This is a genomic window from Brachybacterium sp. YJGR34 (assembly GCF_003347015.1).
Taxonomy (GTDB): domain Bacteria; phylum Actinomycetota; class Actinomycetes; order Actinomycetales; family Dermabacteraceae; genus Brachybacterium.
Window position 1 is genome coordinate 418,848 of record NZ_PNFB01000001.1, and the last position, 13,784, is coordinate 432,631.

Consider the following 13,784-nt stretch of genomic DNA (forward strand, 5'->3'; position numbering starts at 1 on the left):
TCGCGCGACCGGGAGGGTCTCGCGCGTCGCTTCGGCACCGGCTCCGGCGGCGTCCGAGCGATCCCGTCAGCGGGTCGTTCTCCGCGGTGGTCTCACCGCGTCTCGCCGTGGCACCGGAGCAGTGCCATCACCACAGTCCCCTACAACGATGCGGAGCGCAAGAGAATTCCCGTCGAGGGTGACCTGGTCGTGGCGGGGCGGCAGCTGTCAGCCGTCGCGCGCCGGATCCCAGGGACGCAGCGGCGAGACGGCGTCGATGCGGTCGCGGTGGTGCTCGCCGGTCGCCGTGCGCACGACGTTCGAGGCCAGGGGGATCTGGTGCGAGGCGCTCTCGAGGATGTGCATCAGGTAGCCGGCGGTGTTCGGCAGCGCGATCACGTCCCCGATCGCCACACCTCCGGGGAAGCGCACGCGCCGGCGCTGGATGAGCTCGGCCTCGATGCAGTAGGCGCCGACGAGGAAGGCGTCGAAGGGCTCCGAGGGTGTGCCGCCGGTGCGGACCAGCAGCGGGTCGACGAGGAAGTCGTCCGAGGTGGAGCGGCACTGGGTACGGTTCATCTCGAGTCCCACCAGCGCCTGTCCGTCGCTCGTGGCCGTGCGCTGGACGACCCGGGCCAGGGTCATCCCGCAGCCGTCGAGCACCGACCGCCCCGGCTCGCAGCGCAGCTCCAGGCCCCGTTCCCGCAGGGCCTCCGCGACCGAGCTCCCGGAGGAGGTCCGCTCCGCGAGCAGCCGGCGCAGCCACGATCCGCGCACGAGCTGCTGGTGATACGGGTAGACCTGCCGCAGCGGCTCCCCGCGCCAGGTGGGCCCGGTGGCGCCGGGGGCGTCATGGGCCTCCCAGAAGGCCGCCCACTGCTCCGCGTCCTCGAGATAGGACATGGGGATGCCCCCGCCGATGTCGAGGAAACGGGGGTGGTGCCCCTGCCCGCGGAGGGCGTCGACGAGCTCGAGGGCCTCGTCGAGGGCCGCCGCGCGCGTGCGCACGTCGTATCCGTGCAGGTGGAAGTGGACTCCGTCGATCCGCAGCGGGTCCTGGGCGGCGTCACGGCGGGCGGCCCAGTCCCGCCAGGTGGCGGCCGATTCGCCGAAGCGGGTGGGCGCCAGGGCCTGGTCCGGACGAGGCGCCAGACGCACCGCGACCGGGTGCTGCGGCGCGGCGGTCCCGGCGACGAGGGCGTCCACGGCCGCGGCCTCGTCGAGGTTGTCGAGGACGAGGAGGGACCCGGACCCCAGTGCGCGCTGCAGCAGCGGGCGGGGCTTGATGGCCGCGGTGACCACGACCTCCTCGGCCGGGACCCCGAGGTCGAGGACCTGGTCGAGCTCGCGGTGGCTGCCCACGTCGATCCCGTGCCCCGCCTCCCGGGCCGAGGAGACCAGCTCGAGGGTCTTGTTGGCCTTGCGGGCCACGAAGATCCGCAGGTCCACCCCGGCCTCGGTCGCGGCGGCCGTCAGCTCGGCCGCGTTGCGGGCCAGCGCGGAGAACTCGTGCACGTTCAGAGGGCTGCCGTAGGTCTCGAGCAGCCCCGCGCAGGTGGCCGGATCGGCGAGCAGCTCGCGCATCCAGGGCTCGAGCCGCGCCGTCAGCGGAGGTGCTCCGGCGCACCCGGAGCGGAGGGCGGCATCGTCCGGCGTCGGGGTGTCGTCGGCGGGGAGGGGGGTCGTCATGGGGTCTCGTCCTTCGGTCCGGCGGCGTGCGCCGCCTGGCGGTCGCGGGCTGGTCGAGGTGTCCCGTCACCTCCGGCGGACCGCCGTGCCAGACGGTCGGCCCAGTGCTCGATCTCGGTGTGGAGATGCCGGTTCAGGGTGTCGTGGCCGATCACGTGGTCCTCGGTGGCGCGGCCGATCACGGCCAGTCCTTCTGCCCGGGTGCCCTGGGCCGTGATCGCCGTGCCGTCGGGATCGACGACGGCGCCGCGCCTTCCGGGGCGCAGGCTGAGCACCCCGGTGCCGTGGAGTCGGCGCAGCAGCGGGTCGGTGATGCCGCGGATCCCCGGTGGGGTGAGCACGGCATCGAGCACCACCGCGGGCTCCGGGGAGCCGGCGGGCAGATCCCGCGGCCCTCGCGGCGTGATCGTGGTGCCGGCATCGAGCCAGCTGAGGTCCACGGCGCCGGAGTCGACCATCGCGAGCAGCTTCCGGGCGCTGACCAGGGGTGGACCGAAGGCGAAGCGCTCGAGCACCTGTGCCGCGTCCCGGAAGCGCCGCCACTGCTCCTCGGCCTCGTCGTTGCCGCGCAGCGCGGCGGTGAGCTGCGGGTACAGCAGCGCCCAGCTGCGGCCGAGCGCCCAGGCCGGCCCCGGCGGCCGGAGTCCCCGCGCCACGGCGACGCTGCGCCGTAGGGCCTGCTCCGCCCGACCGGGTCCGGGCGGCAGATCGGGTTCGGCGCCGGTGGTCAGGGTGTGCTCGACCGCCCGGCGGAGCGGATCCTCCTCCGGGCCGGCGCCCCCGGCGACGCCGCGTGCGGCGTCGCCGCCGTCCAGGGTTCTCACCGCCGTGGTCGCGACCACGGCGAGGGCGGTCTGCAGGGTGAGGGCGCCCCGGCCGTCCTGCGCCGCGGCGAGCTGTCGCCGCCCCTCCGCGACCGCCTGCTCGAGCTGCGGGGGCGGCGGCACGGCAGGGTCGGGCTTGGCGTCGAGCAGCAGGCCGTGGCGAGCGGTCGGCAGGATCGTCGCGGGTTCCTCGGGGGCGCGCCGGTGGCGGTCGGCTCCGTCGCACCCCTCCGCGAGCTCGAAGCAGCCGCCTCGCCCTTCGGTGAGCGTGAGCGCCGCGTCGAGGAAGGTCAGCGCCGCACCGCGCATCGCCACGCGGGAACCGGGCGGGACCCGCTCGGGCCCGAGCCAGCGCGTGACGGGCAGCACGGCCGGCTGCAGGGGCATCGGGCCGTCCCAGCTGGCGGCGAGCGCCCCTGCGTGGCCTCGAGCATGCCCGGTGGCGAGGAGCACCTCGTCGACGGGGCCGACGACCACCGGGCCGACGGCGGCCGGGCCGGCGCCGGGGGCGGAGTACCGCACCCGCCAGCACGTGCCCGCGCGCTCCAGCGAGACGACCTGCCCGCGCAGATGACGGCAGGTGGCCACGCGCTCGAGGGCGCCGCGCATCGCCGCCCAGCGCTCGCGCAGGTAGGTCCCGACGACGGCTCGGGGCGGGAACGGGTCCTCCGCCAGATCCGGGCGGACGGTGCGCACCCACTGGACGAAGGACGGCATGTCCCCCGTGCGGGGAGCATCGAGGATCCGGGCGGAGACGTTCAGGCGGAGGTGCTCGGGCTGCGCCGGATCGTAGGCCGCACCGGTGCCGGGCTGCGCGTGGGGGTCGATGACGGTCACCGCGAGCCGAGGGCCGTGCTCGCGCTCGCGCAGGCGTGCGGTCAGGGCCTCCAGGGCGAACAGGGCCTTCGGGCCGGCTCCCACCACGACGAGACGCCGGGACTCGGGCGGTCCGGCCGCGGGAGGGCCCGGCACGGCAGGGCGGACCGGCGTGCTCGTCCCGTCCCGCCGGGCGGGGGCCGGGCTCTCAGCCACGCCGCGCGGAGGCCTGCAGGGCGGCGGTCGCCGCGGCCAGGGCGTCGGCGTCGACCCCGAGGGTCTCCTCCACCCAGGCGTCGTCGTACACGGTCTCGAGATAGGGGACGCCGCCGTCGTGGACGATGACGACCACCCGCGCGCCGGGCGCCAGCTCCGGCATCAGCGTGCCGAGCGCATGGATGATGCCGCCGGTGGAGGCGCCGGCGAGGATGCCCTCGCGGCGCGCCAGCAGGCGCGCTCCGACCACGCAGTCGATGCCGCGGACGCGCACCACCCGATCGGGGTCGACGGTGCGGGAGATGTCGGTGACGACGCCGGCGCCCAGGCCCGGCAGCGGCCGCGGCGCCGCGGTGCCGCCGAACAGGACGCTGCCCTCGGCGTCGACCGCGATCGTGCCTGTGTCCAGGGCGTGCTCGCGGAGGTAGGCCGTGCAGCCGGCGATCGTCCCGGTCGTGCTCACGGCGGCCATCAGCACGTCGAGCCGGTGGTCGGTGGCCTCGGCGATCTCGCGCATGGTGCCCTCGGCGTGCGCGCGGGGGTTGGCGGGATTGCCGTACTGGTAGAGGTTCACGGCGTCCGGGATGCGCTCGAGGATCTCCTCGACGCGGCGGAACCGTGCGGCGAGAAGGTCGCCGGTCTCGGGATCGGGCTCCGTGACCAGCTCGATCTCCCCGCCCAGGGCGCGAATGGTGGCGACCGTCGTCGCATTGGTGCGTGCATCGACGACGCACACGAAGCGCACTCCCTCCGCCGTGCACACCCGCGCCAGGGCCACGCCGAGGTTTCCGGAGCTGGATTCGACCACCGTGCCGCCGGGGGCGAGACGGCCCCGATCGATCGCGTCGCGCACCATCGCGAGCGCCGGCCGGTCCTTGGTGCTGCCGCCGGGGTTGACGGACTCGAGCTTGGCGAGGATCTCGATCCCGGAGTGCGGGAAGAGGCGGTCGAGACGGACGAGCGGAGTGCGGCCGACGGCCGCGGAGATGCCGTCGGCGATGACGGGGGTGCCGGTGCCCTGCTCCGCAGCAGGTGGCATGGTGTGTGGGGTCACGTCGCTCAAGGTACGACACCGCACCGTCCGTGGCGTGCCGGGGACCGAACGGTCGGTCCGGCGCCCGGAGGGTGCGGTGTCTGAGGGGCGAGCAGGGAGAGCGCCGCTCAGCGGACGCGGTCGCGACTCGCCTTGCGCCAGCCGTCGACGATGTCCCACACCGAGATGATGATGATCCCGGCCGTCATCGCGGTCGCGAGCACGCGCGGCAGCTCTTCGTCGGTCCCCGGGTCGCTGAGGACATGGTCCATGAACGCGGGGTTCAGCAGCAGGTCGTTGCCGATCAGCGTCAGCGACCAGCTCATGAACAGCACGGACAGGGCGGTGTTGACCACGGCGAGGGCGGTGCTCCAGCGCCCCTGGGCGTAGACCGCCACCGCCAGGGCGGCCTCGAGCAGGATCAGGGCGATCAGGCCCAGCATGGCCCAGGGCCACAGGTCCGGGTTGAGGATCGCGAGCCCCTGCCCGTCCACGTGCACGTAGCCGCGCAGCTGGTCCCATGCCAGGGCGCCCAGGAGGAGCGCGGCGAACACCAGCGAGGCGATGAGGTCGGAGCGGCCGGCCCCGGTCTCCCGCGCCTCCGGGAGCTGGTCGAGCGACCATTCCGAGCAGGTCTCGGAGCCGGCGCGCTCGAGGACGACGAACACCAGCGTGGTCCAGAAGACCAGGTGCACCGTTGCGCTGAGGGAGGTTGCGATCGCCTCGCCGATGATCGTGCCCACGTCGGCACCCATGAGGGCCTGGGCGAGCCCCACCCCGAACAGCGCACAGGCCGGGACGATCCACAGCAGCAGCTTCAGCAGGCGCCACCAGGTGAGGAAGTAGCGCGGGCCCAGCAGGTGGAGGGGGCGGTCGGCGTACCCGGCGGCGAGGATCGCGGGGTCGCCCAGCTCGGTGAGCACGGCCTTCTCGGCGCCGTCGGGGTCCTCGCCCTGGTCGGTGCGCGCCGCGACGGCATCGGCGATGGAGCCCTCGAGTTCGTCGCGGACATCGGACTGCAGGTCCGGCGGCAGGGAGGAGACGGTCGCGTCGATGTAGCGCTGCGTCAGCGTGGTGGTCATGTCAGTGCTCCTCGGGGGAGGTGGGGGCGTCGGCGAGGGAGGTGATGGCCGCGGTCAGCGCGCGCCATTCGGCGTGGAGGACGTCCGCGAGGCGGATGCCGTCCGCGGAGGTGCGGTAGAACTTGCGCGGCCGGGCGTCCTCGGTGTTCCACGCGCTGGTCAGGTAGCCCTGCTTCTCGAGGCGGCGAAGCAGGGGGTAGAGCGTGTTGGCGTCGGTCGCGAAGCCGTGGCGCTCGAGGCTCTCGAGCAGGCCGTAGCCGTACCCGGGAGTGCGCAGCAGCTGCAGGCACGCCAGCACGATGGTGCCGCGGCGCAGCTCCTGGAGGTGAGGGTCGAACTCTTCGCTCATGACGGACACGATAGTGTGTGACGCACAGTGTCGTCAACGGCGCAGCATTGTGATGCGTGTGGGTCCGCGACCGTCGGTCGGCGACCGGGCGCTCCTGGCACACTCTCCGTGGGGGGCGCCGCCGCCTCCTCCGCCACGACGAAGGGACCTCCCATGGCACGCACGCTCGCCCCCGGCCAGCGCTCGGTGATCACGACCATCGACGTCGACAGCGGGGAGCAGCGCGTCCTGCACACCTCGACCACGACCCTCTACGAGGCGCCGAACTGGTCGCTCGACGGCGCGGCGCTGTATCTCAACGGCGACGGCGACCTGTTCCGGCTCCCGCTCGCGGAGCCCACCCCGCAGCGCATCGACCTCGGCGAGCTGCCGGAGCTGAACAACGACCACCTGCTGGACCCCGACGGCGAGCACATCGTCCTCTCCGCGGCCGATGGGCACATCCACCGCGCCCCGCTCACGGGCGGCGAGGCGGTGCGGGTCACGAACGAGGACGGCCTGGTGCACTTCCTGCACGGCATCAGCCCCGACGGCGCGACGCTCGCGTACGTCGGCGTGGTCGTGGGCGACGACGGCACCTGGAGCCCGCCGAACCTCTTCACGATCCCCACCTCGGGCGGCGAGGACGTGCAGCTCACCGACGACGAGTTCCCCGACGACGGCCCCGAGTACTCGCCCGACGGCGCCTGGATCTACTTCAACTCCGAGCGCGCCGCCACCGCGCCCGGCCACGCCCAGCTGTTCCGGATGCGTCCGGACGGCACCGGCATCGAGCAGCTCACCGACGACGAGCGGGTCAACTGGTTCCCCCACCTCTCCCCGGACGGCACCCGCCTGGCCTACGTCAGCTTCCCGCCCGGCACCCAGGGGCACCCCGCGGACCGTGAGGTCGTCGTGCGCCTGTGCCGGCCCGACGGCACGGGGATCCGCGACCTCGTGCGCCTCTTCGGCGGCCAGGGCACCATGAACGTGCCCAGCTGGTCGCCCGACGGACGACAGGTCGCGTACGTCGCCTACCCGATCGGGGAGGACGGGCCGTCGGCGCCGTGAGCGGCCCCGCCGTCGACGGCCTCAGCCCGGACGGCGGGCGCTGAGGCGGTACTGGAGCTGCGGGGCGTGGCCCGGCGCCACGCCGTGCGCCCGATCCAGGGCGAGCACCTCGGGCAGAGGATCGGCGCGGACGTCGACGAAGCCGGCCGCCGTCCACTGCCGCGCGATCTCCTCGACCCCCGCGCGACCGAAGGGCAGGCGCGCGAAGGCGTCCGCGTCGTAGGCCGCGGCGAAGTGGTCCTGGCGCGCGGTGCCGCGGGGGAGCTCCTCCTCGTGCGCGAACCACGGGCCGTCCACCGCGACGAGCACCCCGCCGGGACGCAGCAGGGCGTGCCAGCGCGCGAGCGCGGCGGGCGCGTCCCGCAGGGTCCACAGCAGGTACCGCGAGACGATCGCGTCGACGCTCCCGGGAGGCAGCGGCGGATCCACGGCATCGCCGAGCACGAAGTGGGGAGGGCACGGATGATCCTCCGCCTTGGCGCGGGCCCGGGCGAGCATGCCGCCGGAGAGGTCCACGCCCGTGACCGCGAGTCCCGGGCGCGCCAGCGACAGCGCCACGTTCCCGCTGCCGGTCCCGACGTCGAGCAGGTCCCGGGCGTGCTCGGGCAGCACCTCCCACCACACCCGCTCCCAGACCGCGCGCTCCTCCTGCCGGGCCAGGCGGCCCATCTGGTGACCGTCGTACTCCGCGGCCCAGCGGTCCCAGTAGGCGGTCAGGCGCATCTGGACGGGATCAGGGGTGATGGACACGGGCGGGCTCCTCGGGGGTGGGGGTGACGGTGGGCGCGGCGTGTCCGAACAGGAACTGCGGGACCCCGTCGGCCGCGGTGACGGGCTGGGCCCCGATGCCGTAGGTCGCGTGCACCAGCGGCGCGGTGAGCACGCGATCCGGCGGGCCGTCGGCCACCACGCGGCCCTCCGCGAGCACGATCACCCGGTCGCAGTAGCGGGCGGCGAGATTGAGGTCGTGCAGCACGACCAGCGTGGCCAGGCCGAGGTGACGCACCAGCTCGAGCACCTGGTGCTGGGAGCCGATGTCCAGGTGGTTGGTGGGCTCGTCCATCAGCAGCAGGCGCGGCCGCTGCGCGAGCGCCCGGGCGATGAGCACCCGCTGGCGCTCGCCGCCGGACAGGGTGCTCATCGCCTGCCGGGCCAGGTGCAGGGCGCCGGTCCGTCGCAGCGCGTCGGTGGCGATCTCGAGATCCGCGGCGGTGGTGGTGGGGAACAGACCGGCATGGGGGATGCGACCCAGCAGGACCGCGTCGGCCACCGTCAGAGGCATCTCCCCGGTCGCCTCCTGGCCCAGGACGGCGATCCGCCGGGCGCGCTCCCGCGCCGGCAGCGCGGCGAGATCGTCCCCCTCGAGCAGGACGCGGCCCTGTGCCGGGACCAGGGCGCGGTGCAGGAGGCGCAGGGCGGTGCTCTTCCCGCTCCCGTTGCGTCCGACGAGCCCGACGATCTCGCCCGGCCCCACGGTGATGTCCACCTCGTGCAGGATCGTGCGGGGCCCCACGGCGTGGTGCAGCCCGCGGGCCTCCAGGATCATCGCTCTCCCGCCTGGTCCAGCCAGCCGCCGAGCTGCTCGAGGCCGTCCACCACCAGCGGGGAGGCGGGCTCGGCGAGGTTGAACCGCAGCGGCAGGACCCGCTCGCCGGCCACGGCGCGCAGGCCGGAGAGCTGGGCGTCCTCGCGGATCCGTGCCAGCGCGCCGGCGCCGTCGTCCTCGCCCTGGTGGAGGACGATCAGCACCTCGGGGTCGGCCTCGATCAGGGACTCCGCGCCCACCTCGAGCACACGGTCCGGGACGTCCCCGAAGGAGTTCTCGATCCCGAGCGCGTCCAGCTGGGCGGTCACCATGCTGCCGGCGCCGTAGGCGTACAGCGGACCGGCGCCGATCGAGGGGTAGAGCGCCGCCGCGGTGCCCACGTCGGTGGGGTGAGCGGTGCGCACGCTCTCGATGCGCCGGGCGAGGGCGGCGCTGAGCTCCTCGGCCTCCGCGGCGCGGTCGAAGATCAGCCCGCAGCGACGGATCTCGGCGTGGAGGGCCTCGAAGCTCGCGCGCTCCCCGCCCCCGGCGCAGTACAGCGACTGGACCATCACCTCGGCGCCGGCGTCCCGCAGGCCCTCCCGGGTGAGGCCGTCGGGCAGGCCGAAGACGATGTCCGGCCGCTGGGCGATCACGACCTCCTGCGAGATGAGCAGGTGACCGGAGGCGTCGAGGTCCTCGGAGAGCTCCGGGATCCCCTCGATCCGCGCCGTGAGCTCGCGGGAGTAGTCCTCCATCGGGAAGGCACCGGCGCGCGCCACGACCCGGTCCAGCACCCCGATCCCGTCCAGGGTGGTCACCGGTGCGCTCTCGAGCAGCACGATCCGCTGGGGCGGCGCGTCGAAGTGCAGCTCGGCCCCGCAGCTGCTCAGCCGCACGGGGAAGGCGCCGTTCCCGCCGGCGGATCCGTCGACGTCCCCGGCACCGCCTCCGAGCTCCTCGCGCCCGCAGGCCGCCGCGGTCAGCGCGAGGATCCCGGCGAGACCGGTGGCCGTGAGGCGCCGACGGCTCAGCGGGCGCGCCGCGACGGTGGCGGCGGGATGGTCGGTCATGAGCCCTCCCGGGCGTGGAGACGACGGATGAGCACCAGCAGGAAGGGAGCGCCGACGGCCGCGGTGATCACGCCGATGGGCAGCTCCCGCGGAGCCATCGCCAGGCGCGCGAGGACGTCGGCCCAGATCAGGAACACCGCGCCCAGCAGGGCGCTCGCCGGGATCGCCAGGTGGTGCCGAGCGCCGACCAGGCGCCGGGCCAGGTGCGGGACCACGAGGCCCACGAAGCCGATCGATCCGGCCCCGGCGACCGCCGCCGCGGTGCACACCGAGACGATGACGAGGATGCCCAGGCGGGCGCGGTCCGGAGAGATGCCCAGGCCGTGGGCCAGGTCGTCGCCACCGCTCAGCGCGTCCAGCAGGTGCGAGCGCGCCGTCAGCAGGAGCGTCCCGAGACCGGCGGCGAGCAGGGCGATCAGCAGGAAAAGGTTCCAGCGGGCCAGGGACAGCGAGCCCAGCATCCAGAACATCACCGAGCGGGACCCCTCTGCGGAGTCCGAGGAGAAGATCAGCAGGCTGGTCGTGGCCGAGAGCGCGTAGCCCACCGCGACGCCGGACAGCAGCAGCCGCAGCGAGGTCACCCGCCCGTTCGCCCGCGAGATGACCACCACCAGCAGCGCCGCGGAGAGCGCTCCGACGATGGCGAGCACCGACTGCGCGTACTCGCCGAGCACCGCCCCGACGCCGAAGAGGATGGCCGCGGCGGCGCCGGTCGAGGCGCCGCCGGAGACTCCGAGGATGTACGGATCGGCGAGCAGGTTGCGGACGATCGCCTGGAGCGCCGCTCCCGAGATCGCGAGGCAGGCGCCGACGGCGGCCCCCATGAGCACCCGGGGCACGCGCACGTCCCAGACGATCGCGTCGAGCGCGGGGTCCGCGGGCGTGGAGCGCGCGGCGCCGAGGTGCTCGGCGAGGATGCGCAGGGTGCTGCCCGGGGAGATGGGCACGGGCCCGATGCCCAGGCACAGCAGCACGCTGAGCAGCAGAGACGCACCCAGGCCCGCGAGGATCAGGCGGGAGCGCCGGCGGTGTGCGCGCACCCCGAGCGCATCCTCGGGCGGTGGGTCGGTCGTGAGCCGAGCGACGGGGAGCGGAGCCAGGGGCGCGGCGGGGGAGTCCTCCCGGTCGGCGCGCTGCTCCCTGATCACCTGCAGGACTCTACAAGTATCCGGGAACGTGTGCCGCCCCGGTCAGTCCTCCGCGAGCTGTGCGTCCCCGGAGGCGGTGCCGGGGCGCTCGCCGTGGTGCACCCCGGGCAGGTGATCGGAGCCGAGGTCGTGCAGGAGGTCGTGGACGAAGCCGTCGGCCAGGACGTACCGGACCTCGCGGCCCGCGCGCTCCGCCCGCACCCAGCCGGCGTCCCGCAGCAGCGCGAGCGCATGGGAGGTGGTCGAGTCGTGGGCGCCCAGCGTGCGGGCGATGTCCGAGCTGCGCACGCCGGGCAGGGCATGGATGCAGAACAGGATGCGCAGGCGGCGCGGGTCCGAGAGCAGCGCCATCCGGGCGGCGAGCTCGTCGAACCCCTCGGCCTGTGACAGCAGGGCGGAGAGCTCCTCGACCAGGCTCTGCTCCGCGGTCGTCGCCTCGTCCCCGCCGAGCACATGGACGGGGGCATCCGCGTCCTGTGCGCGGGCGGGGCGGCGCGACGAGAGGCTCATGGCGCCAACCTACGTGTCCCGCCGGTGCCGCGCTGCGATCTGCTCGTAAGCTCGTGCGATGGCCCTTCCCACCCTCGTGCTGCTGGCGACGATCATCGCCACCGGGGCCGCCTTCCAGCGCCTGACCGGCATGGGATTCGCCCTGCTGGCCTCGCCGTTCCTGGTCCTGGCGCTGGGCCCGTTCGAGGGGATCCTGGTGACGAACCTCTGCGGCCTGGTCTCCTCCCTGCTCAACCTCTCGCTGGTCCACCGCGACGTGGAGTGGAGGCGCCTGGCGCGCTTCACGCCCTTCTCGATCGTGGGGATCGGCGCGGGGACGGTGCTGCTGCGGATCCTGCCCGCGGACCCGCTCGCGATCCTGGTGGGCGTCTCGATCCTGCTGGCCATCGCGCTGACCGTCTTCTTCCGCTCCGACGGGATCCCGGACTCCCTGCCCCTCAGCGCCGGCTGCGGGGCCGCCTCTGGGATCATGAACGTCACCGCCGGGGTGGGCGGACCGGCGCTGGCCGTCTACGCCGCGGCCACGCGGTGGCCGCATCGGGGCTTCGCGGCCTCCGCCCAGGTGCACTTCGCGGCCGTCTGCCTGCTCTCCCTGGCCGCCAAGGCCACCCTGCCCTCCTTCGCCGCCACCGGCTGGGTGGTGACCGTCGCGGCGATCCTGGCCGGCACGGTCGTGGGGCAGCGCCTGGCAGGCCGCTTCTCGGACCCGGCGCTGCGACGCCTGGTGATCCTGCTGTCCACCGCGGGGGCGGTGGTCACGATCGTCGAGGCGCTGGTCTGAGCCGCCCGCCGGATCTCCCGGTGCGCGGGCCTCGCTGCAGCGCCCCGCCGGCTCTACACTGGCGCGGACCGGTGCTTCCTGTTCCCCAACCGCGATGAGGTGAGTGCGATGGTCGACCTGCTCTGGGGCCTCGGAGGGATGGCCGGTCTGCTCCTGATCGCCGTCGCCCTCTCCAGCAACCGCCGTGCGATCCGGCTGCGCACCGTGATCGCGGCCCTCGCGCTCCAGCTGGGGCTGGGGGTGATCGTCCTGTACTGGGGGCCCGGCCAGTGGGCGCTGAGCAAGGTCTCGCAGGGCTTCCAGGCCGTCATCGACACCTCGAGCGAAGGCATCTCCTTCCTCTTCGGGCCGCTGCTGCCCGCCGAGGGCGAGGGCAGCATCTTCGCGCTCCAGGTGCTCCCGGTGATCGTGTTCTTCGCGTCGCTGACCGCGGTGCTCTACCACTGGAAGATCCTGCCGAAGATCGTCGAATGGCTCGGCGGCGCCCTCGGGAAGGTCCTGGGCACCAGCTACGCCGAGTCCGTGAACACGGCCGCGAACATCTTCGTGGGACAGACCGAGGCGCCCCTGGTGATCCGCCCCTACATCAAGCGGCTCTCCCGCTCGGGGCTGTTCGCGGTGATGGTGGGCGGGCTCTCCACCGTGGCCGGCTCCGTGCTGGTGGGCTACTCGCTGCTGGGCGCGCCGCTCGAGTACCTCATCGCGGCGAGCTTCATGGCCGCCCCCGGCGCGCTCCTCATGGCGAAGATCCTCCTGCCCGAGGACGACCCCGAGGCCGTGGCCCGCGAGGCCGCCCTGGTCGAGGCCAGCAGCCGCGCCAAGCGGCGGGCGCGGGCGGGCGCCCTGGCCGGTGGCGCGGCCGGCGCGACGGGCACGGCGGGCGCGGCCGACGGTGCCGTGCCGGCGCGGGACGCGCAGGACACCGAGACCGCGGCCGTCGGCCCCGAGGGGGCGGACGGCGCGGAGGACGGCGAGGATCCCGAGGAGGAGGACCTCGCGGAGCTGTCCTACGCCAACGTCATCGACGCGGCGGCCGGCGGTGCGGCCGACGGCATGCGGCTGGCCCTGAACGTGGGCGCGATGCTGCTGGCCTTCATCTCGCTGATCGCGCTGATCAACCTGCTGATCGGGACCGTCGGCGGCTGGTTCGGCGCCGGGGACCTCACCTTCGAGCAGATCCTGGGCTGGGTGTTCGCGCCGGTGATGCTGATGATCGGCGTGCCGTGGGACGAGGCCGTGGCCGCCGGCAGCTTCGTGGGGCAGAAGATCGTGGTCAACGAGTTCGTCGCCTTCGCCGACTTCGGCCCGCAGATCGACTCCTTCAGCCCCAAGACCGCGGCCATCACCAGCTTCGCCCTGACCGGCTTCGCGAACCTCAGCTCGCTGGGGATCCTGCTGGGAGGCCTCGGCGGCCTGGCCCCGGAGCGGCGGCCCGAGATCGCGCAGCTGGGGCTGAAGGCCATCCTGGGCGGCACCCTCGCGAACCTCATGAGTGCCGCGATCGCGGGCATCATGCTCGGCTGATCGACGTACTGCGAGCTCGCGAGCGGTAGGAGATCAGCCGGGGAGGACGGCTGATCGACGTGCTGCGAGCTGGCGAGCGGTAGGAGATCAGCCAGGGGGACCGTTGATCCCCGGCCCGGTGCGCCGAGGCCCTGCCCATCGACGAGGAGCCGCCGCCGCCACGATCACTCGTGGCCGCGGCGGCT

The 13,784-nt window shown here is 74.1% G+C and carries 13 protein-coding genes; 3 read left to right on the top strand and 10 right to left on the bottom strand.

Annotation, left to right across the window (positions count from 1 at the left end):
• Nucleotides 1–207: 207 nt before the first annotated feature.
• The 5 genes from CXH06_RS01815 to CXH06_RS01835 form a co-directional block, all read right to left on the bottom strand.
• Nucleotides 208–1,668 carry a Y4yA family PLP-dependent enzyme gene (locus CXH06_RS01815; RefSeq protein WP_114853429.1) on the bottom strand — a complete coding sequence of 487 codons (1,461 nt, stop codon included), beginning with the start codon at nt 1,666–1,668 and terminating at the stop codon, nt 208–210.
• Nucleotides 1,665–3,524 carry an FAD/NAD(P)-binding protein gene (locus tag CXH06_RS01820; protein ID WP_157975551.1) on the bottom strand — a complete coding sequence of 620 codons (1,860 nt, stop codon included), beginning with the start codon at nt 3,522–3,524 and terminating at the stop codon, nt 1,665–1,667. Before CXH06_RS01820 ends, CXH06_RS01815 begins: the two co-directional genes overlap by 4 nt.
• The gene (gene sbnA / locus CXH06_RS01825; RefSeq protein ID WP_232820147.1) at nt 3,517–4,578 is read right to left on the bottom strand and encodes a 2,3-diaminopropionate biosynthesis protein SbnA; all 1,062 of its coding nucleotides are present in this window, start codon (nt 4,576–4,578) and stop codon (nt 3,517–3,519) included. Before sbnA ends, CXH06_RS01820 begins: the two co-directional genes overlap by 8 nt.
• Nucleotides 4,579–4,685: 107 nt before the next feature.
• Nucleotides 4,686–5,639, bottom strand: a complete 954-nt coding sequence (locus tag CXH06_RS01830) for a permease prefix domain 1-containing protein (RefSeq protein WP_114853432.1) — start codon at nt 5,637–5,639, stop codon at nt 4,686–4,688.
• A gap of 1 nt (nt 5,640) precedes the next feature.
• Nucleotides 5,641–5,988: a PadR family transcriptional regulator gene (locus CXH06_RS01835; protein ID WP_114853433.1), complete on the bottom strand. Its 348-nt coding sequence runs from the start codon at nt 5,986–5,988 to the stop codon at nt 5,641–5,643.
• A gap of 153 nt (nt 5,989–6,141) precedes the next feature.
• On the opposite strand from CXH06_RS01835, the gene CXH06_RS01840 reads away from it, so the two are divergent.
• Nucleotides 6,142–7,038: a PD40 domain-containing protein gene (locus CXH06_RS01840; protein ID WP_114853434.1), complete on the top strand. Its 897-nt coding sequence runs from the start codon at nt 6,142–6,144 to the stop codon at nt 7,036–7,038.
• A gap of 21 nt (nt 7,039–7,059) precedes the next feature.
• On the opposite strand, the gene CXH06_RS01845 is transcribed toward CXH06_RS01840, so the two are convergent.
• The 5 genes from CXH06_RS01845 to CXH06_RS01865 are packed head-to-tail and all read right to left on the bottom strand — an operon-like array spanning nt 7,060 to nt 11,294.
• On the bottom strand, nt 7,060–7,788 hold the full coding sequence (locus CXH06_RS01845; protein ID WP_232820148.1) for a class I SAM-dependent methyltransferase: 729 nt from the start codon (nt 7,786–7,788) through the stop codon (nt 7,060–7,062).
• The gene (locus CXH06_RS01850) at nt 7,772–8,584 is read right to left on the bottom strand and encodes an ABC transporter ATP-binding protein (protein WP_114853435.1); all 813 of its coding nucleotides are present in this window, start codon (nt 8,582–8,584) and stop codon (nt 7,772–7,774) included. The genes CXH06_RS01845 and CXH06_RS01850 overlap by 17 nt, the downstream gene beginning before the upstream one ends.
• Nucleotides 8,581–9,636: an ABC transporter substrate-binding protein gene (locus tag CXH06_RS01855; protein WP_114853436.1), complete on the bottom strand. Its 1,056-nt coding sequence runs from the start codon at nt 9,634–9,636 to the stop codon at nt 8,581–8,583. Before CXH06_RS01855 ends, CXH06_RS01850 begins: the two co-directional genes overlap by 4 nt.
• The gene (locus CXH06_RS01860; protein WP_369832961.1) at nt 9,633–10,784 is read right to left on the bottom strand and encodes a FecCD family ABC transporter permease; all 1,152 of its coding nucleotides are present in this window, start codon (nt 10,782–10,784) and stop codon (nt 9,633–9,635) included. The genes CXH06_RS01855 and CXH06_RS01860 overlap by 4 nt, the downstream gene beginning before the upstream one ends.
• 42 nt (nt 10,785–10,826) lie before the next feature.
• Nucleotides 10,827–11,294 (bottom strand): helix-turn-helix transcriptional regulator, encoded by a 468-nt coding sequence (locus CXH06_RS01865; RefSeq protein ID WP_114853438.1) that lies wholly within the window; start codon nt 11,292–11,294, stop codon nt 10,827–10,829.
• Between the two features lie 58 nt (nt 11,295–11,352).
• Here CXH06_RS01865 and CXH06_RS01870 point away from each other — a divergent pair, with 58 nt between their 5' ends.
• Nucleotides 11,353–12,075 carry a sulfite exporter TauE/SafE family protein gene (locus tag CXH06_RS01870; RefSeq protein WP_114853439.1) on the top strand — a complete coding sequence of 241 codons (723 nt, stop codon included), beginning with the start codon at nt 11,353–11,355 and terminating at the stop codon, nt 12,073–12,075.
• 108 nt (nt 12,076–12,183) lie between these two features.
• Nucleotides 12,184–13,599: a NupC/NupG family nucleoside CNT transporter gene (locus CXH06_RS01875; RefSeq protein WP_114853440.1), complete on the top strand. Its 1,416-nt coding sequence runs from the start codon at nt 12,184–12,186 to the stop codon at nt 13,597–13,599.
• The last annotated feature ends 185 nt before the right edge of the window (nt 13,600–13,784 follow it).

Bases quoted from the DNA above. Each gene is read 5' to 3' on its own strand.
- CXH06_RS01855 (WP_114853436.1), bottom strand. From the start codon at position 9,636: ATGACCGACCATCCCGCCGCCACCGTCGCGGCGCGCCCGCTGAGCCGT.
- CXH06_RS01850 (WP_114853435.1), bottom strand. From the start codon at position 8,584: ATGATCCTGGAGGCCCGCGGGCTGCACCACGCCGTGGGGCCCCGCACG.
- CXH06_RS01830 (WP_114853432.1), bottom strand. From the start codon at position 5,639: ATGACCACCACGCTGACGCAGCGCTACATCGACGCGACCGTCTCCTCC.
- CXH06_RS01840 (WP_114853434.1), top strand. From the start codon at position 6,142: ATGGCACGCACGCTCGCCCCCGGCCAGCGCTCGGTGATCACGACCATC.
- CXH06_RS01865 (WP_114853438.1), bottom strand. From the start codon at position 11,294: ATGAGCCTCTCGTCGCGCCGCCCCGCCCGCGCACAGGACGCGGATGCC.
- CXH06_RS01875 (WP_114853440.1), top strand. From the start codon at position 12,184: ATGGTCGACCTGCTCTGGGGCCTCGGAGGGATGGCCGGTCTGCTCCTG.
- CXH06_RS01870 (WP_114853439.1), top strand. From the start codon at position 11,353: ATGGCCCTTCCCACCCTCGTGCTGCTGGCGACGATCATCGCCACCGGG.
- CXH06_RS01835 (WP_114853433.1), bottom strand. From the start codon at position 5,988: ATGAGCGAAGAGTTCGACCCTCACCTCCAGGAGCTGCGCCGCGGCACC.
- CXH06_RS01815 (WP_114853429.1), bottom strand. From the start codon at position 1,668: ATGACGACCCCCCTCCCCGCCGACGACACCCCGACGCCGGACGATGCC.